This is a genomic window from Streptosporangium saharense (genome assembly GCF_014203715.1).
GTDB lineage: Bacteria > Actinomycetota > Actinomycetes > Streptosporangiales > Streptosporangiaceae > Streptosporangium > Streptosporangium saharense.
The window spans coordinates 1,667,207-1,684,289 of record NZ_JACHJP010000001.1 but is presented as its reverse complement, the minus strand read 5'-3'; the positions used below and the strand labels follow the sequence as shown (position 1 = coordinate 1,684,289).

Below are 17,083 nucleotides of genomic sequence, written 5' to 3'. Positions count from 1 at the left end.
CCCCCACCGTAACCCCTACGCCTCGTGAGGCAGCGGGTAGGCCGCCGGGTTGACGCGCCGGACGATCTCGTCCAGGACGATCCGCACGTACGGCTCGCCGACCCACAGGTGCTTGGCGCCCTCGACGCCGACGACCTCGGCCTGCGGCACCCGCGCGAAGCGCGCCTTCGCCTCCTCGGGCCTCAGGTAGTCGTCGAACTCGGGGACCAGCGCCGTCAGCGGACGGCCGAAGGACGCCCAGGCGTCGAGGTCGGCGTCGGTGGCCCTGCGCAGCGGTGGGGAGAGCAGGATGGCTCCCGTCACCAGCGGGTCGCGGCCCCACTTGAGCGTCAGTTCGGTGCCGAAGGACCAGCCGACGAGCCAGGTGTTCGGCAGGTCGTGGAACTCGGCGTACTCCAGCGCCGCGGCGACGTCGAAGCGCTCCTCCTCGCCGTCGCCGAAGACGCCCTCCGAGGTGCCGCGCTCGGAGGAGGTACCGCGCGTGTTGAAGCGCAGCACCGCCAGGTCGGCCAGCGCGGGCAGCCGGTTGGCGGCCTTGCGGTACAGGTGGCTGTCCATCATGCCGCCGTGCGTGGGCAGCGGGTGCAGGCAGACCAGCGTCGCGACCGGCGGCCTGCCGGGGGGAAGGGCCAGCTCTCCGACGAGCTTCAGCCCGTCGCCGGTGTGCAGCTCGATCGGTTCCCTGCTCGCGGGCAGCACCGTCGAGGATCTGATCTCCATGACTTTCTCGTGTCTCCTCACCGAACCCCGAAGCCGGGTCGTGGGTCGTCGGGTCTCAGTATCGGGTTCTGCCGGGGCCGCGCCGTACCCGGTTGCGCCAGCACGCGGTGTGCCAGTGCCTGCGCTCCTGCTCACCGCCCTGCCAGGCGGGCCAGCTCACCAGGTGCGGCACGCCCGGCCTGAGCTCCTGGTCGCAGCCGGGGCACCGGTAGACCTTGTCCGCGCCCGCGCCGGTGACCCGGCGCACGTGCCAGTCGCCGTCCGGCCACTCCTCGACCTGGTCGACGCCGGGCACGGAGGGGCCGACGGGACGCGCGGGGGTTCCCCGGCCGCCCCGGTCGAAGGGGTCGGCCCTGCGGGCTCTGCGGGGGCTCATGACAGGCCGCGGATGCTTCGCACACCGGCCGTGACGAGCTGGTCGAGCAGCGGCGCGGGGGCGAAGGCCGGGTCGCGGTACTCGGCGTAGAGGGCGCGCAGCCCGTCGCGGACGGTCTCCAGGCCCAGCGTGTCGATCGTCTCGAACGGCCCGGCCGGATAGCCGCAACCGAGCTTCATGGCCACGTCGATGTCGTCCATCGTGGCGTAGCCCGAGTCGTGCATCCGCACGGCGTCGTTGAGGTAGGGGTACAGCAGCGCGTCCACGACGAACTCCGCCCTGTCCTTGCAGTGCACCGGGACACGGCCGACGATCTTGGCCAGGCCCTCGACGGCGCACGTCGCCTCCGGCGAGGTGAGCACGGTCGAGGCGACCTCGGCGAGTTTGTCCCCGACCAGGTGCAGGCCGACCAGGCGCCTGGGGTGCGGCAGCCGCGCGGCCAGCTCGATCACCGGGGTGTGCGACAGCGCGACGACCACGTCGGCGTCCTCCGTCGCGTCCGTGGCCGCCTGGGTTGTTGTCGCCTTGAATCCGGCGTCGCCGAGTCTGGCCGCGAACTCCTCGGCGCCCTCGCCGAGCACCGCGACGGAGGTGACCGTGGGTTTGCCCGCCGCCGGAGGGGTGGGAGGCGCCTCCCCGTTGTAGAAGCCCGCGCCCGACTTGCGGCCGAGCAGGCCCGCGGTGACCAGTTCCCGCAGGATCGGCGCGGGGGCGTGGCGGCGGTCGCGCGTCTCCTGGAACAGCACGCACATCACCTCGTAGGAGGTGTCCAGCCCGATCAGGTCGAGCAGCGCGAAGGGGCCCATCGGCACGCCGACGCCGAGCTTCATGGCGGTGTCGATGCCCTCGCGGGTGGCCAGGCCGTTCTCCAGCATGACGGCGGCGTGGTTGAGGTAGGTCAGCAGCAGCCGGTTGACCACGAACCCGGCGCGGTCGCCGACGCTCACCGGCGTCTTGCCGAGCCGCCGCGCGAGGTCGGCGACCTCCTCGGCCAGGCCGTCCTCGGTGACCACCGTGTGGACCACCTCGACCAGCTTCATGACGGGCGCGGGGTTGAAGAAGTGCATGCCGACGACGCGCCCCGGCCTGCCGGTCGTGGCCGCGATCTCGGTGACGGAGAGCGAGGAGGTGTTGGTCGCGAGCACCGTGGACGGCTCGCAGATCCGGTCCAGCTCGGTGAACAGGGTCCGCTTGAAATCCATGATCTCGGGGATGGCCTCGATGACGAGGTCGGCGTCCGCGAGGTCTTCGAGCGAGGTCGTCAGGGTGATGCGGCCGAGGATCTCGGCCTGCTCCGCCTCGCTCAGCCTGCCCTTCGCCAGGGCCCGTCCGGTCGAGCTCTCCAGGTTGCCCCGGCCACGCCCGAGCGCCTCGTGGTCGGCCTCGACGCCGACCACCGTGAGCCCGGCCCTGGCGAAGACCTCCGCGATCCCCGCCCCCATCGTGCCGAGCCCGACGACTCCGACCTTCTCAAAGCTCCGCGTCATTCCGCCAGTCTCCCAGAGCCCATCACCTCCCCCCAAAACAACCCGATCGCCCGATGCCCGTACGGCATGCCGGTGATCCGGGAACGGGGGTGGGTGGCTGGGTCTAGGCTTGGGTGCCATGCGTCTGGTCATCGCGCGGTGCAGCGTGGATTACGTGGGAAAGCTCACCGCCCATCTCCCGATGGCTCCCAGGCTCATCCTGATCAAGGCGGACTCCTCGGTCTCCATCCATGCGGACGACCGGGCGTTCAAGCCGTTGAACTGGATGAACCCGCCCTGCAAGCTCCGGGAGGAGGACGGCCTCTGGACGGTCACGCACGGCAAGACCGGGGAGAAGCTGCTCCTGACGATGGAGGAGATCCTGCACGACTCCAGCCACGAGCTGGGGGTCGATCCCGGGCTGGTCAAGGACGGGGTCGAGGCCCATCTGCAGGAGCTGCTGGCCGAGCACATCACCACGCTCGGCGCGGGCTGGACACTGGTCCGCCGCGAGTACATGACGGCGATCGGGCCGGTCGACATCCTCTGCCGTGACCACACCGGCGCCTCGGTGGCCGTGGAGCTCAAGCGCAGGGGAAACATCGACGCCGTCGAGCAGCTCACCCGCTATCTGGAGCTGATGAACCGCGACCCGCTGCTCGCGCCCGTCAGTGGCATCCTGGCCGCCCAGGCCATCGTGCCGCAGGCCAGGACGCTGGCCGAGGACCGTGGCATCCGCTGCGTGACCCTCGACTACGACGCGCTGCGCGGCATCGAGCGCACCGACACGCTGTTCTGAGGGTTCCGAAAGACCCTGTCCTCCGTTCGGAGGACAGGAATGTTCCACCGGTCGTGGGTGCCGCGAAAGCCGTACAAGGCGGACGCTTGGGGCATGGAGACGGCGGTGAAGGCGCGTGGCCTGACCAAGCGGTACGGCGACGTGCGGGCGGTCGGGGGTATCGACCTCGACATCCACGCGGGCGAGGTGTTCGCGATCCTCGGCCCGAACGGCGCGGGCAAGTCAACCACGGTCGAGATCCTTGAGGGTCACAGGACCAGGGACGCCGGGGAGGTCAGCGTCCTCGGCGTCGATCCCGGCAGACCGACCCGGGGCTGGCGCGCCCGGATCGGGATCGTGCTGCAGACGGCCAACGACATGACCGAGGCGACGGTCGGGGAGACCGTCCGGCACTTCGCGGGGTACTACCCGGCTCCGCGTGACCCGGACGAGGTGATCGAGCGGGTCGGCCTGACGGAGAACGTGAACAGGCGGGTTCGCCAGCTGTCCGGTGGGCAGCGGCGGCGGCTCGACGTGGCGCTCGGCGTGATCGGCGATCCCGAGCTGCTCTTCCTCGACGAGCCGACCACGGGGTTCGACCCGGAGGCCAGGCGACGGTTCTGGGAGCTGATCAGGGACCTGGCAGGGCAGGGCACCACGATCGTGCTGACCACCCACTATCTGGACGAGGCCGAGGCGCTGGCGAGCCGGGTCGCCGTGGTCGCCGGGGGCCGGATCGTCGCAGAGGGCGAGCCCGCGACGCTGGGCGGGCGGGCGAGCGCCAAGGCCAGGGTGAGCTGGTCGGAAGGGGGTGAACGGCGCGCGCTGGAGACCGAGACCCCCACCGGAACGGTCATCGAGCTGACCCGGCGCTTCGACGGGGAGGTTCCCGACCTCACCGTGACCAGGCCGACCCTGGAGGAGACCTACCTCCGGCTCGTCACCCTCCCCGAGGTGACCCCATGAGCCGGTCGTCCGTGGCACGGCTGGGGCTGTCGCGGGCGGTCTTCGAGACCAGGATGTTCCTCCGCGAGCGGGACGCGGTCATCTTCACCTTCTCTCTCCCGATCGTCCTGCTGGCGATCTTCGGGGCGATCTTCAGCGGCTCCGTCGCGGGGACCGGCGTCAGCGTCGCCCAGCTGTACGTGGCCGGGCTGATCGGCTCGGCGGCGATGACGGGCTTCCAGAACCTCGGCATCGGCATCGCGATCGACCGTGACGACGGCACGCTCAAACGGCTGGCGGGCACTCCGCTGCCGCGTTCGTCCTATTTTGTCGGCAAGGCGTTGCACACGCTGTTCCTGTCCCTGTGCCAGGTGGCGTTGCTGCTGGTCATCGGGATGCTGGCGTTCGGGCTCGACCTGCCCACCCGGGTGTCCGCCTGGGTGACGTTCTGCTGGGTCTTCGTGCTCGGCGTGCTTGCCTCGGCGCTGCTCGGGGTCGCGGCCAGCAGCCTGCCCCGCTCGGGCAGGAGCGCGAGCGCGGTGATCGCGATGCCGTTCGTGGTGCTGCAGTTCGTCTCCGGGGTGTTCATCCCGGTCAGCCAGCTACCGGCGTGGCTGGTGAACGTCGCCTCGGTGTTCCCGCTGAAGTGGATGTGCCAGGGGTTCCGCTCGGTCTTCATCGGTGACGCCGGGGCCGCGCTTGAGGTCGCCGGGTCCTACGAACTGGACCGGGTCGCCCTGGTCCTGGGAGCCTGGGTCATCGGAGGGCTGGTGCTGTGCCTGCTGACGTTCCGGTGGAAGAGCCGTCGCGACGGATGACTCCCTCGTGGGAGTCGTCACCGCTCGTCTGGGAGATCCTGCTGGTCTCGACGGTCCTGCTGCCTGTCGTGTTCGTCGTCACCGGTGGCATGTCCGGAGCGGAGAAGGCGGTCGCCGCGGTCTGTCTGCTCGCCGTCCTGCCGCTCTACCTCCTGCTCGGCCGTCCGGCGATCATGGCCGACGACCCGCGGCGCGGGACGGTCTACGTCGTGGCGTTGGTCGTCCTGTACGGCTGCGCCGCCTCCACGGCCTCGATCTCGACGTTCGCCCTGTTCGGGCTGTGCCCGCAGTGCTTCGTGGTCTATTCGGCCAGGACGGCCATGATCCCGGTGGTCCTGCTGAGCGTGGCCCACATCCCGCGTCATCTGCTCCTCAACGGCCCCGGGAGGTACGAGTTCCTGACGGTCACCGCCACCGCGATCCTGTTCTCCATGGCCTTCGGCATGTGGTCGGAGCGGGTCACCGCGCTCAGCGCGGAGCGGGCGGCCCTCATCGGGGAGCTTGTCGAAAGCCGCGCCGAGGTGGCCAGGCTCTCGGCGGAACGGGGGGCGGCGGCCGAGCGGGAGCGGCTGGCCGGGGAGATCCACGACACCCTGGCCCAGGGCTTCACCAGCATCGTCATGCTGCTGCAGCAGCCGGACGAGCGGCGGATCGGGCTCGCCGTACGGACGGCGAGGGAGAACCTGGCGGAGGCCCGCGCGCTGGTCGCCGCGCTCGGTCCGGCACCGCTGGACGGTTCGACGCTTGAGGAGGCGCTGGGGCGGATGGTCTCCAGGTTCGGTGAGGAACTGGCCGTCGCCGCCTCGTTCGAGGTGACCGGACAGGCGCGGCCGATGTGGACCGGGGCCGAGGTCGTCCTGCTGCGCGCGGCGCAGGAGGCGCTGGCGAACGTCCGCAGGCACGCCCACGCCTCCGCCGTCACCGTGACGCTCGTCCACCTCCCCTCGGCGACCCGGCTGACGGTCCGCGACAACGGCGTGGGCCTCGGGTCCTTCGGTGAGGGGTACGGCCTGCGCGGCATGCGTGTGCGGGCCGAGCAGGTGGGAGGGTCGCTGACGCTGACGGCCGCCGACGGCGGGGGCACCGTCCTGGAGATCACCGTCCCCGTTTCCCCCGGCGGCGGCCAGACGAGGAGTTGACGAGTGCTGCGACTGATGATCGTCGATGACCACCCCGTGGTCCGTGAGGGTCTGCGGGGCATGCTGGAGGCGGCCCCGGAGATCTCCGTGGTCGGGGAGGCGGCCTCGGGGGACGAGGCGGTCGCGCGGGCCGTACGACTGCGGCCCGACGTGGTCCTGATGGACCTGCGGATGCCCGACGGCGACGGGGTGAGCGCCACCTCGCGCATCCTGGCCGCCCTGCCGAGGACCAGGGTGGTCGTGCTGACGACCTACGAGACGGACCAGGACATCCTGCGCGCGGTCGAGGCGGGGGCGGCCGGTTACCTGCTGAAGGACACCTCGCGGGCCGACCTGCTGTCCGCGATCGCCTCGGCCGCGCGTGGGGAGACCGTGCTGTCGCCGTCCGTGACGACCCGGCTGGTCACCAGGATGCGGACGCCGGCCGCCGAGACCCTGTCGCCGCGCGAGGCCGAGGTGCTCACGCTGGTGGCCGACGGACTGACCAACGCCGAGATCGGCAGGGCGCTGTTCATCAGCGAGACCACGGTGAAGACCCACCTGCTTCGCGTCTTCGGCAAGCTGGGCGTCTCGGACCGTACGGCGGCCGTCACCACGGCTCTGGACCGGGGGTTGCTGGTCCGCTGAACCCCGCTGACTTGACTGGTCAGTCAGGCTCGTGACCTTCTTGCATGAAGTGTGCAAGCAGGGCGACGCTTACTCTTCCGCAAAAAGGATCTTGCACCCATAATGGGGGATTCCGGGGGCCAGGATCATGAGGTGGAAGTGATAAAACGAGCATTTGTCAACCCCACACCAAGGTGGTGTGCTTGACATGAACGGCCGGCCATACCGGGGAATGTCAGCGGAGGAGCGTCTCGCCGAACGACGGGAACGTTTGATCTGCGCGGCGTACACCCTTTATTCCGACCCCGGATTCCCAGAGACGACGATCGAGAGGCTGTGCGCGACCGCGCGCATCTCCAACCGCGCGTTCTACGAGTGTTTCTCGGGACGCACCGAACTCATGCAGGCGCTGCACGAAAGGTGCGTCCAGGAGGCCGTCTCGGCGGTGGCGAAGGCCGTCGAGGAGGCTCCCGACACCCCGCTCAGCAAAATAAAAGCGGGTATATCGGGATATATCACCTTCGTCACCGAGGACAGGAGACGCGCCCGCATCATGCACCTGGAGGTGCGCAGGGCGGGCGACTGTCTCGCCACGTCACGGCAGCAGGCCGTACGGGCCTTCGCGAAGGTCATCGAGGCCGGGGCCTTCGACCTGCCGGAGACGATCGAGCCCAACCGTCGTCTGCTCGCGCTCGGCATGATCGGCGCCGTCCAGGAGCTGCTCGTCGAATGGGTGCTGGCCGACGACCCGCCCCCGGTCGCCGACCTGGTCAGTACGGCCGTGCACATCTTCAGCCGGTCGTTCGCCCTGTGAACCTTTTGTGACCCTTCTGTGACCCCGCCGTCCCCCTCGCCCCGGCCGCCCCGGGGCGTGGGGGTCAGGCCACCGCGGCCATGGGCACCTCGACGATCAGCACCCGGTTGAGCCGGGTCACCGCCAGCACCCGCATGACGCGGGGAGGAACCCCCCTGAGCACCAGGCGGCGCCCGGCGCCCATCGCCCTGCGGTGCGTGCCGACCAGCACGCCGAGACCGGTGGCGTCGATCATCTCAAGCTCGGAGAGATCCACGATCAGATCTCCCTTTCCCTCGTCGACCGCGTCGTGCAACCGCGGACGCAGTCCGGCGACGGTGCCCACGTCGAGGCGGTTGCCCACCACAACCACCTGCGCTCCGGGCTTTCCAATGGCGCGCATACCCCCTCCTTTGGCCGGACCCCGGCGCCACCGCGGTCGGTCGGCCACATGACATCGGGCCGTGTGAAAGCCCCGCCGCATGGGCCGGGCTTTCTGCCGTCATGAGGAGCCCTTGCCCCCTTCTGGGAGAAAGATGCTGTTCACAACCAACCTTTTTCCTGGGCCACACGGATCGCGGTGATCCGGTTGGTCGCGCCGAGCTTGGTGATGGCGTTGGACAGGTAGTTGCGCACGGTCCCCTCGGTGAGGTGCAGCGAGGCCGCGATCTGCACGACCGTCGCCCCCTGAGAGGCCAGGGACAGGGCGTCGCGCTCGCGCTCGGTGAGCGGGCTCTCCCCCGCCATCATCGCCGAGGCCGCCATCTCGGGGTCGAGGTAGCGCCCGCCCGCGTGGACCTTGCGGATCGCCGCGGCCAGCTCCTCAGCCGAGGCGTCCTTGGGGACGAACCCGCGCACCCCCGCCGCCAGCGCCCTCCGCAGGTGGCCGGGCCGCCCGAAACTGGTCAGGATCAGTACGGCCTGGCCCGGCAGCGTCTCCGCCACGCTCAGCCCGTCCATCCCCGGCATCTCGATGTCCAGCACCACCACGTCAGGAGCGTTCTCCTGTACGGCCCGCCCCACCAGGTCTCCCCTGGACACCTCGGCGACCACCTCGATGTCCGGCTCAAGACCGAGCAGGGTGGCGATCGCCCTGCGGATCAGGTGCTCGTCGTCGGCCAGCAGAACCCGGATCATCGTGTCCCCTCCAGCGGGATCGTGGCCCGCAACCTGAACTCCCCCGCGCCCTCGCCCGCTCCCGCGGTGAGGACCCCTCCCATGGCCGTGACCCGCTCGGACATGCCCGTCAGCCCGGTGCCGCCGCGTCCGCCCGGCCGCGTGGCGCCGTCGTTGGTCATCTCCAGCACCGCCGTACCCTCCCGTAGAACGATCGCGATCCGGCAGCGGGTCGCCGAGCTGTGCCTGAGCACGTTGGTCGTGCCCTCGCGGATCACCCAGGACAGCAGCGTGGCCAGTTCCTCGGGGACCTCCTCCCTGGGGAGTTCGAGGGAGCAGGCGATGCCGCCCGCCTCAAGCACGGCCGTCATGCTGCGCAGTTCGGCGTCGAGATCGACCGTGCGGTAGCCGCGCACCGCCGTACGGATCTCCTTGAGCGCCTCCCGCGCCAGGGCGCGCACCTCGTCCATCTCCGCAGCGGCCCGCTCCACGTCGGCGCCGGACAGTTTGACGGCGACCTCGCTCTTGAGGGCGATCGCGGACAGGCTGTGCCCGACGAGGTCGTGCAGGTCGCGGGAGAAGCGCAGCCGCTCCTCGGTGACGGCCAGCCTGGCCATGGCCTCCTTGCCCTCCTCGGCCGACCTGACCACCTTCCAGAACCAGAGCTGGAAGCGGTTGGTCCACGGCATGAACACGGCCATCGCGAGGAAGGCGACGACCGCGAGGAGCGGGTCGCCGTTGGGTTTGAAGTTCCCGCTGGGCACGAGGGCCACCGCGACGGCCGCCGCGCCGACGGACGCGGCGATGGCGCCCCTCCGGTCCAGCAGCAGGACCGCCCCCGAGGACCAGGCGATGGCCAGGAGCCCGAGGGACCACAGCTCGCCGTCCAGCAGCGCCAGCATGACCAGCGCGAGCGCGCCGGAGGCGACGATCTCGCGATCCGCCCTGGTCCCGGCGATCGAGGCCCTGAGGATCCTCACATACAGGACGGTGAAGACGACAGTCCCCGCCACGTCGAGGACCGTCACGACGACCGGGACGCGCACGTTCTCGACGGTGAGCCTCGTGAAGACGCCGAGCCAGGCGAAGAACACGCCGACCAGCAGCGTGCCCGCGGTCGATCTGCGCAGCCGCTCCACACTCGTGCGTCTGGTACGGCCCCGCAGCCTGCCGAAGAACGCCGGGGAGGCGGGGACCATGTCGCCCCCCGCCTCCCCTGTGTCACTTTTTGTCTGCATCTCGCGTAGACGTTATCCGTGCCGGGGTTCCCACCGGAACAGCCACCTGGCGAGCAGGGCCGTCACCACGACCCAGCCGGCCAGGATCCCGAGCGAGGGCAGCGCCCCCGTCCACTGCTCCAGCGCGCTCAGCGCCCTGCCGGTGCCGGTGTAGTGGTCGGCGCCGAGGAACGCGCTGCGCATGATCTTCACGATCGGGGTCACCGGGAGCAGGCCGGAGATCGTCCCCAGCGCCCCGGGCAGCGCGTTCGTCGGGAAGGCCACCGGGGAGCCGACCATCATGACCAGGATCACCGGAAGCACCGTGATCTGGGCCATCTCCGCGTTCGGCGTCAGACCGGAGAAGGCGGCGGCGAGCAGCCCGAACACCGCGACCCCCAGGACCGCGGCCAGGAGCATCAGCGGGATGTTGACCGGGGTCGCCCCCTCGGCGCGCCGGATCCAGATCGCCAGCAGAACCACCTGGCCGAGGAAGAGTGCCAGCGCGCCGAGGGCGCTGCCCGCCATGACCGCCGCCGCGGACGGCTGGCCCCCGCGCAGCCGCTTGAGCACCAGTTCCTCACGACGGGCCGTGAAGGAGTTCACCAGGTTGATGAAGACCGCGAATCCCACGATCAGGCCGGGCACCCCGGTCAGCACGTAGAGCGCGGCGGGCGCCCCCTCGATGGTCGCCGTCCCCTGCGTCTGGGTGAACAGCCAGGCCATCATCAGGGGCAGCAGCAGCACCGTGAACAGCGCCGTGGTGTTCCTGAAGACCAGGGTCAGGTCGAGCTTCGCCAGCCGTACGGCATGCAGGACGTCGGTCCTCATGGTCTGTCGTCCTCCGTTGATCGTCTGCGGTCTCATGCCGTCTCCCCGACCACCCGCATGAAGGCGTCCTCCAGGGTCCCCCTGCGCACGGTCAGCCGCTCAAGGACCTCGCCCCGGCCGTCGGCCCAGGCCAGCAGCGGTGAGAGGGCGGCGTGCGCGCGGACGTGGGCCTGCCCGTCGGTCAGCGTGTAGACGACCTCGGTGCCCTCGCCGGTGTAGGTGAGCGTTGGGGCGGCGCCGTCCAGGAAGGGCAGCTCGTCGTAGGAGCGCGACGCCCCGCCGAGCCGGAAGGAGACGATGTCGCCGGAGCCCGAGACGACCTCGTCAACGGTGCCGTAGGTGTGGATCCGCCCCTCGTGCATGATCGCCAGGCGGCTGGCGAGGCGCTCGGCCTCCTCCAGGTAGTGCGTGGTGAGCAGCACGGTCGTGCCCCGCTCGCGCAGGTCCTCGATCACCCGCCAGGTCGTACGGCGCGCCTCGGGGTCCATGCCCGTCGTCGGCTCGTCGAGGAAGAGCAGCTCGGGGGCGGACAGTACGGCCAGCGCGAGGTCGAGCCTGCGCTTCTGGCCGCCGGACAGCTGCTTGACCCTGGTCCTGGCCTTGTTCTCCAGGCCGACCAGTTCGAGCGCGCCCATGGTCGCCCCGTTGATCCCCTTCGTCCAGCCCGTGAGGGACAGGCGTCCCGGCACCTCGGTGCCCGACAGGGTGACGGGGCGTCCGGCGTCCTCGCTCAGCCCCTTCCACAGCTCGACGGTCTCGGCGACCGTGAGATCCCCGAAGAAGCCACCCTCCTGCAGCATGATCCCGATGCGGGGCCGCAGGCCACGGCGCTGCCTGACCGGGTCGAGGCCGAGGACCCTGACGGTTCCCTGGGTGGCGGGCGTGAAGCCCTCCAGGACCTCCATCGTTGTCGTCTTGCCCGCCCCGTTCGTGCCGAGCAGGGCGAAGACCTCACCCCTGGCGACCGTGAAGGAGACGCCTCGTACGGCCTCGAAGTCGCCGTACTTCTGCCGGAGCCCGCCGACCTCGATGACGTTTTCGAGGCCGACGGCTCCGGTCTCCGCCGTGTCCGCGAGCTGTGGTGTTCTCATGGCGATAATCCTGATATTTCTGTCTTTCGCCAGGTAGTCGTGGATATCACCACACAAACGGAGATATGTCAGTCGGCGGAACTGACAAATGTCAGCTTGGCCTCGGCGGCAGCGCCGGACGGCGCCGGGAGGGACGCCGCGAGTGGTCGGGAGCCGTCACCGCGGGCCGCTCTTCGAGGGCCGCCAGCGCCAGCCGTACCGCCTCCTCGATCTGCGGATCGCGACCCTCCGCCCAGTCACGCGGGGAGATGTCCACCTCGACATCGGGATCGACGCCGTGGTTCTCGACCTCCCAGCCGAGCCCGTCGAACCAGAAGGCGTACCTCGGCACCGTGATGTAGGAACCGTCGACCAGACGATGATCGCCCTCGGTGCCGATGACACCGCCCCAGGTCCTGGTGCCGACCACCGGGCCGAGCTTGTGGATCTTGAACGCGGCGGTGACGATGTCGCCGTCCGACCCGGCGTTGTGGTCGGTGACCGCGACCAGCGGGCCGCGCGGCGCGTCCTCGGGATAGGTGAGCGGGTTCAGCCCCCTGGGCAGGTCCCAGGCGATGACCTTGCGGATCAGCTTCTCGATGATCAGCTCGGAGGTGTGGCCGCCCCGGTTGCCCCGCAGGTCGACCACGAGGGCCTCCCTGGTCATCTCCCTGCGCAGGTCACGGTGGAACTGCGCCCACCCCTCCGCCACCATGTCCGGGATGTGCAGGTAGCCGACCCTGCCCCCGCCCAGCTCACGGACGTGCGCCCTGCGCTCGGTGACCCAGTCCTGGTAGCGCAGCCGCCGGTCGTCACGCAGCGGGGTGACGACGACCCTCCGGCCGCCGCCCAGGGTCAGCTCGACCGGCTTGTCCACGGCCCCGACCAGCAGCGGCGCGGGCCCCCTCGGCGGAACCGGACGGCCGTCCACGGCCAGCAGCGTCTCCCCGGGAGCGATCCCGGCGCCCGGTACGGCCAGCGGCGAGCGGGCGTGCACGTCTGAGGACTCCCCGGGCAGCACCCGGTCGATCCGCCAGCGGCCCTCCTCGTCCCGGGACAGGTCGGCGCCCAGCAGGCCCACCGGCTCGGAGACCCGGTGCCCCCACGGGGCGGCGTAGACGTAGGAGTGCGAGGTGCCCAGTTCCCCCATGACCTCCCACAGCAGGTCCGCGAAGTCGTCCTGGGTCGCCAGGCGCTCGACCAGCGGCCGGTACTCGTCGAGCACCGTCTCCCACTCCACCTCCGCCATGTCCTCGACCCAGAAGTCGGCCCTGACCCTGCGGCCCATCTCGGTGTAGGCGTGCCGCCACAGCACGACCGGGTCCGCGGTGACGCGGATCCGCGACAGGTCGATGGTCGTGTCGTCGCCGTTCTTGCCGGAGACCTGCCTGACGGTGAGGGTCCCCTTGTCCGAGACGACGAGATGGGTGCCGTCCCCGCTCACCTCGTACCAGTCGAGCTTGTCGACGATCTCCTCGCACTTGCGCCTGACCAGGTCGAAACGGTCGAGCGCGGGCCTGGGCGCGTCCCCGCCGACCCGGTCCCGGTCCTCACCCAGCTCGCCCGCCAGCGGCTCGCGCAGCCAGACGATGCCGCCCTTGACCGCGCTGAGCTCCGAGTAGCGCCCCTCGGGCACCGGCACCTGCACCACCCTGGAGGCGATGCCGTCGAGATCGACGGTGAACGGGGTCTCGTCGTCCTTGTCGTCCTCGGGATCGGTCAGCGGCCGCCCCTCTGCGCTCGGCGCGAACGGCGACGGCGTGCCCGAGGCCAGCGGCACGAGGTACGGCCGGTAGCCGAACGGGAAGGACATGTCGAAGGAGTGCGCGTCGTAGACGGGGTCGAAGCCCCGGCGCGACAGGAACGCCAGATACTTCCCGGCGAAGGCGGGCGAGACGTCCACGAACCGCCCGTCGGTGACGTCGGTGACGACCCGGTCGGACAGCCTGGCCAGCCTGATCCGCCGCAGCGGGGTCGCGTCCGGGTGCGACCACGCCAGCCACGCGGAGTCCGGCGACCAGGTCAGCCCGCTGATCTCGCCGTTCGCCCTGCTCAGCTCGACGACCTCCCCCGAGGCCACGTCCACCAAAAGCAGCCCGCCGTCCCTGGACGCCACCGCGATCGTGTTCGCATCCGGCGCCACGGCCAGGTCACCGACCTCGCCCAGCCTTCCGACGGCGATCCTGCGGGTCTCCCCGCCCCCGGCCGGGCCGATCTCCAGCCCCTGCCGCTCCCCGTCGTCGAAGACCCACACCACCCGGTCCGTGCCCAGGACACGCGGCCTGCCCGCCGCCAGCCCCGAGCTGAGCTGCCGCGCGGGTCCGTCCCTGTGGGTGAGCCAGTGCACCGTCCCCTGGACCTCGACCGCGCTGGCCTGCCCGGTCGCGTCAACCGCCAGACTGTGCAACCGCCACCCAGGATTGACCTGGTACGGCTGCCGCCCCCTCGGTGGCGAGCCGAGCGTCACGTCGAGCCTGCGCGGCGAACCGTCGAGGTCGTCGAGCAGATAGAGATCACCGGCGTTCTGGTAGACGATCCTGGTGCCGTCCGTGGTCGCGTGGCGGGCGTAGAAGACGTCGTGGTCGGTGTGACGGCGCAGGCCGGTGCCGTCGAGCTCGCAGGAGTAGAGGTTGCCGACGCCCTCGTGGTCGGAGAGGAAGACCAGGCGCCCCCCGACCAGCATCGGGTTGGCGAGGTTGCCTCTCACCTCCGTCAGGACCCGCTCGAACTCCTCAGACAGGCCGCGCCGTATCCACAGGCGGCCCGCCGTACCGCCTCGGTAGCGCTTCCATGAGGCGGGGTCGCGGGAGAGCGAGGAGGTGAGCAGCGCGACCGTCGCCCCCGCCTCCCCCGGACCCCCGCCGTCCCCCGTCGCGGACAGGTCGAAGACCGGCCCGTACGGCAGGCGTTCGACGTGGCCGTCGCCGAGCGCGTAGACCCAGTTCCGCCAGACGAACGGCTGGCCGGTGGCGCTGATCGCGAGGATCCTGCCGTCCGGGGTCCAGCCGCGCGTTCGGGTCCTGGGGTCGTTCCAGTAGGTCAGCCTCTCGGCCGACCCGGACTCCAGGTCGGCGAGATGCACCTCGGGGTGGCCGTCGCGGACACTCGTCCACGCGACCCTGGTCGCGTCGGGTGAGAGCCGAGGATGCGAGGCGGGCGCCCTGTCCGAAGTCAGGCGCCAGGCCCTGCCGCCCTCGGCGGGAGCGGTCCAGACGTCGTCGTCGGCGACGAAGGTCAGTGTCTCCCGGGAGATGTGCGGGAAACGCAGGTAAAAACCGGAAACCATCGGTAAATCATATTGTCAGCTATCTGACTAATCAGGAGTAATTCTGTGCAAGATACGCTGATCCTCATGACGCGAGCTGACAGAGACAACCCGGTGGTGCTCTCCAAGATCTACACACGCACCGGCGACGACGGCACAACCGCGCTCGGCGACATGAGCCGCACCCGCAAAACCGACTCTCGCCTGGCCGCGTACGCCGACGTCGAGGAGGCCAACGCCGCGATCGGCGTCGCCCTGGCCGTGGGAACCCTCGACGAGGACGTCACCGCGGTCCTGGTCAGGGTGCAGAACGAACTGTTCGACCTCGGCGCCGACCTGTCCACGCCGATCACCGAGAACCCCGAGTTCCCCCCACTGCGCGTCGAACCCTCCTACGTCGAGTGGCTCGAAGCCCGGTGCGACGAGTTCAACGAACGGCTCAAGCCGCTGCGCAGCTTCATCCTGCCCGGCGGCACCCCCGCGGTCGCACAGCTCCACGTCGCGCGGACCGTGACCCGGCGCGCCGAACGGGTCGTCTGGTCGGCCCTTGAGGAACACGACGACGTCAACCCCCTGACCGCCAAGTACCTCAACCGCCTCAGCGACCTGCTGTTCATCCTGTGCCGCGTGGCGGCCAAGGGTGAAGAGATCTTGTGGAAACCGGGCGGGACAAGGTGACATGGCGCTGCCTCCGGCAGCGCGGGCTTGGGCGCCTGAAGTCGGTGACTTCCCTCGTCGCTCCTCCGCTGCGCTCCGTCACTCCTCAGTCCAGCTCACCGACGCGCCCAAGCCGAAACTCCTCACGCTTGGCACCGGTACCCCAAACCCCTCACGCGCGGCGCCGGTATCCAAGATCTTTTCACGCGCAGTGCTGAGGGTGGCTGAGTCGAAGCCTCTTCCTGGGCGTCGGCGGGGCTGAGGCCGTGTGGCGTGAGGTTGTGGGGCGTTGGGGTGAAGGAGGAGGGCCGTGGAGACGGCTGGGGTGTATCGGCGGTTTGCTGAGGGGGAGGTTCGGGGGCGGTCTGCGGTCTATGAGGGGTTGGCCTTGGGGATCTCGGAGGATCCTGGGGTGTTGGCGCTCATCGACGGGCTTCCTGTCGCCAGGCGGCAGCCCAATCTGTTGCTGGCGGCCGTGCGGTTCCTCGGCGGTCCCGTCGAGGATTACCCCGCCTTCCGTGAGTGGGTCACCGCGCACTGGCCTCGGTTGCACACCACGATGCTCGAACGGCGCACCCAGACGAACGAGCCCGGCCGCTGCGCGACGCTCCTGCCGGTGCTCGCGGGCCTGCCCCAGCCGCTGGCCCTGATCGAGGTGGGAGCCTCGGCCGGGTTGTGCCTGTATCCCGACCGTTACCGCTACCGCTACGACGACCTGCCCCCGCTCGGCCCCGCCGACGGTCCCGTCCTCGCCTGCCGTACAGCGGGGCCCGTGCCGATCCCCGAGCGGCCGCCGAGCGTCGTCTGGCGCGCGGGCGTCGATCTCAACCCGCTCGACGTCCGTTCCGCCCAGGATGTGCGCTGGCTGGAGTGCCTCGTCTGGCCGGGGCAGCCCGACCGGCTCGACCGGCTCAGGGAGGCCGTCCGCGTCGCGCGGGCCGATCCGCCATTCCTGGTGCGCGGCGACCTCAACCGGATCGTCCGGGACCTGGTCTCACGCGTCCCGTCCGGCGCGACCCCGGTCGTCATGCACAGTGCCGTCCTGGCCTATCTCTCCCCCGAGGAGCGGGACACCTTCGTCACGGCGACACGTGACCTGCCGGGACACTGGATCTCCAACGAGGCACCCCACGTCCTGCCGTCCGTCGCCGCGCGCCTCCCCCGGCCCATCCCGCGGCACCGCGCGACATTCGTCCTCTCCCTGGACGGCCACCCCCTCGCCCTCACCGACCCGCACGGCGGGTCAATGGAGTGGCTCACACCCTGACCGGATGTTCTCCACAAAC

The 17,083-nt window shown here is 70.4% G+C and carries 17 protein-coding genes; 8 read left to right on the top strand and 9 right to left on the bottom strand.

Going from position 1 to position 17,083, the window contains the following annotated elements; all coding sequences use genetic code 11:
• Positions 1–15: 15 nt before the first annotated feature.
• Genes FHS44_RS08075 through FHS44_RS08065 form a run of 3 tightly spaced genes read right to left on the bottom strand, consistent with a single transcriptional unit; the run spans position 16 to position 2,583 of the window.
• Complete coding sequence (locus FHS44_RS08075; RefSeq protein WP_184713209.1) at positions 16–720, bottom strand: alpha/beta hydrolase; 705 nt, start codon at positions 718–720, stop codon at positions 16–18.
• A gap of 55 nt (positions 721–775) precedes the next feature.
• Positions 776–1,096: an Rv1322 family protein gene (locus tag FHS44_RS08070; RefSeq protein ID WP_184713208.1), complete on the bottom strand. Its 321-nt coding sequence runs from the start codon at positions 1,094–1,096 to the stop codon at positions 776–778.
• Positions 1,093–2,583: a 3-hydroxyacyl-CoA dehydrogenase family protein gene (locus FHS44_RS08065; RefSeq protein ID WP_184713207.1), complete on the bottom strand. Its 1,491-nt coding sequence runs from the start codon at positions 2,581–2,583 to the stop codon at positions 1,093–1,095. Before FHS44_RS08065 ends, FHS44_RS08070 begins: the two co-directional genes overlap by 4 nt.
• A 118-nt stretch (positions 2,584–2,701) precedes the next feature.
• Here FHS44_RS08065 and nucS point away from each other — a divergent pair, with 118 nt between their 5' ends.
• The 6 genes from nucS (at position 2,702) to FHS44_RS08035 (ending at position 7,662) form a co-directional block, all read left to right on the top strand.
• Complete coding sequence (nucS, locus tag FHS44_RS08060) at positions 2,702–3,361, top strand: endonuclease NucS (RefSeq protein ID WP_184713206.1); 660 nt, start codon at positions 2,702–2,704, stop codon at positions 3,359–3,361.
• Between the two features lie 93 nt (positions 3,362–3,454).
• The gene (locus FHS44_RS08055) at positions 3,455–4,306 is read left to right on the top strand and encodes an ABC transporter ATP-binding protein (RefSeq protein ID WP_184713205.1); all 852 of its coding nucleotides are present in this window, start codon (positions 3,455–3,457) and stop codon (positions 4,304–4,306) included.
• Positions 4,303–5,103, top strand: a complete 801-nt coding sequence (locus FHS44_RS08050; RefSeq protein ID WP_184713204.1) for an ABC transporter permease — start codon at positions 4,303–4,305, stop codon at positions 5,101–5,103. The genes FHS44_RS08055 and FHS44_RS08050 overlap by 4 nt, the downstream gene beginning before the upstream one ends.
• Positions 5,100–6,242, top strand: a complete 1,143-nt coding sequence (locus FHS44_RS08045; protein ID WP_221460377.1) for a sensor histidine kinase — start codon at positions 5,100–5,102, stop codon at positions 6,240–6,242. Before FHS44_RS08050 ends, FHS44_RS08045 begins: the two co-directional genes overlap by 4 nt.
• 3 nt (positions 6,243–6,245) lie before the next feature.
• A complete protein-coding gene (locus FHS44_RS08040) occupies positions 6,246–6,869 on the top strand; it encodes a response regulator (protein ID WP_184713203.1) in 624 nt (207 codons plus the stop codon).
• Positions 6,870–7,056: 187 nt separating this feature from the next.
• Positions 7,057–7,662 (top strand): TetR/AcrR family transcriptional regulator, encoded by a 606-nt coding sequence (locus tag FHS44_RS08035; protein WP_184713202.1) that lies wholly within the window; start codon positions 7,057–7,059, stop codon positions 7,660–7,662.
• A 64-nt stretch (positions 7,663–7,726) separates the two neighbouring features.
• Here FHS44_RS08035 and FHS44_RS08030 read toward each other — a convergent pair whose 3' ends face one another.
• From FHS44_RS08030 to FHS44_RS08005, 6 genes are all read right to left on the bottom strand, one after another.
• A complete protein-coding gene (locus FHS44_RS08030; RefSeq protein WP_184713201.1) occupies positions 7,727–8,044 on the bottom strand; it encodes an STAS domain-containing protein in 318 nt (105 codons plus the stop codon).
• A gap of 140 nt (positions 8,045–8,184) precedes the next feature.
• Complete coding sequence (locus FHS44_RS08025; protein ID WP_184713200.1) at positions 8,185–8,778, bottom strand: response regulator transcription factor; 594 nt, start codon at positions 8,776–8,778, stop codon at positions 8,185–8,187.
• The gene (locus tag FHS44_RS08020) at positions 8,775–9,995 is read right to left on the bottom strand and encodes a sensor histidine kinase (protein ID WP_184713199.1); all 1,221 of its coding nucleotides are present in this window, start codon (positions 9,993–9,995) and stop codon (positions 8,775–8,777) included. Before FHS44_RS08020 ends, FHS44_RS08025 begins: the two co-directional genes overlap by 4 nt.
• Positions 9,996–10,007: 12 nt before the next feature.
• Positions 10,008–10,805 carry an ABC transporter permease gene (locus FHS44_RS08015; RefSeq protein ID WP_184713198.1) on the bottom strand — a complete coding sequence of 266 codons (798 nt, stop codon included), beginning with the start codon at positions 10,803–10,805 and terminating at the stop codon, positions 10,008–10,010.
• 32 nt (positions 10,806–10,837) lie between these two features.
• Positions 10,838–11,896 (bottom strand): ABC transporter ATP-binding protein, encoded by a 1,059-nt coding sequence (locus tag FHS44_RS08010; protein WP_184713197.1) that lies wholly within the window; start codon positions 11,894–11,896, stop codon positions 10,838–10,840.
• A 91-nt stretch (positions 11,897–11,987) separates the two neighbouring features.
• Positions 11,988–15,161: a S41 family peptidase gene (locus tag FHS44_RS08005; RefSeq protein ID WP_184713196.1), complete on the bottom strand. Its 3,174-nt coding sequence runs from the start codon at positions 15,159–15,161 to the stop codon at positions 11,988–11,990.
• 66 nt (positions 15,162–15,227) lie between these two features.
• On the opposite strand from FHS44_RS08005, the gene FHS44_RS08000 reads away from it, so the two are divergent.
• Together FHS44_RS08000 and FHS44_RS07995 are read left to right on the top strand one after the other, a co-directional pair.
• The gene (locus FHS44_RS08000) at positions 15,228–15,818 is read left to right on the top strand and encodes a cob(I)yrinic acid a,c-diamide adenosyltransferase (protein ID WP_184713195.1); all 591 of its coding nucleotides are present in this window, start codon (positions 15,228–15,230) and stop codon (positions 15,816–15,818) included.
• 289 nt (positions 15,819–16,107) lie between these two features.
• Complete coding sequence (locus tag FHS44_RS07995) at positions 16,108–17,064, top strand: DUF2332 domain-containing protein (RefSeq protein WP_184713194.1); 957 nt, start codon at positions 16,108–16,110, stop codon at positions 17,062–17,064.
• The last annotated feature ends 19 nt before the right edge of the window (positions 17,065–17,083 follow it).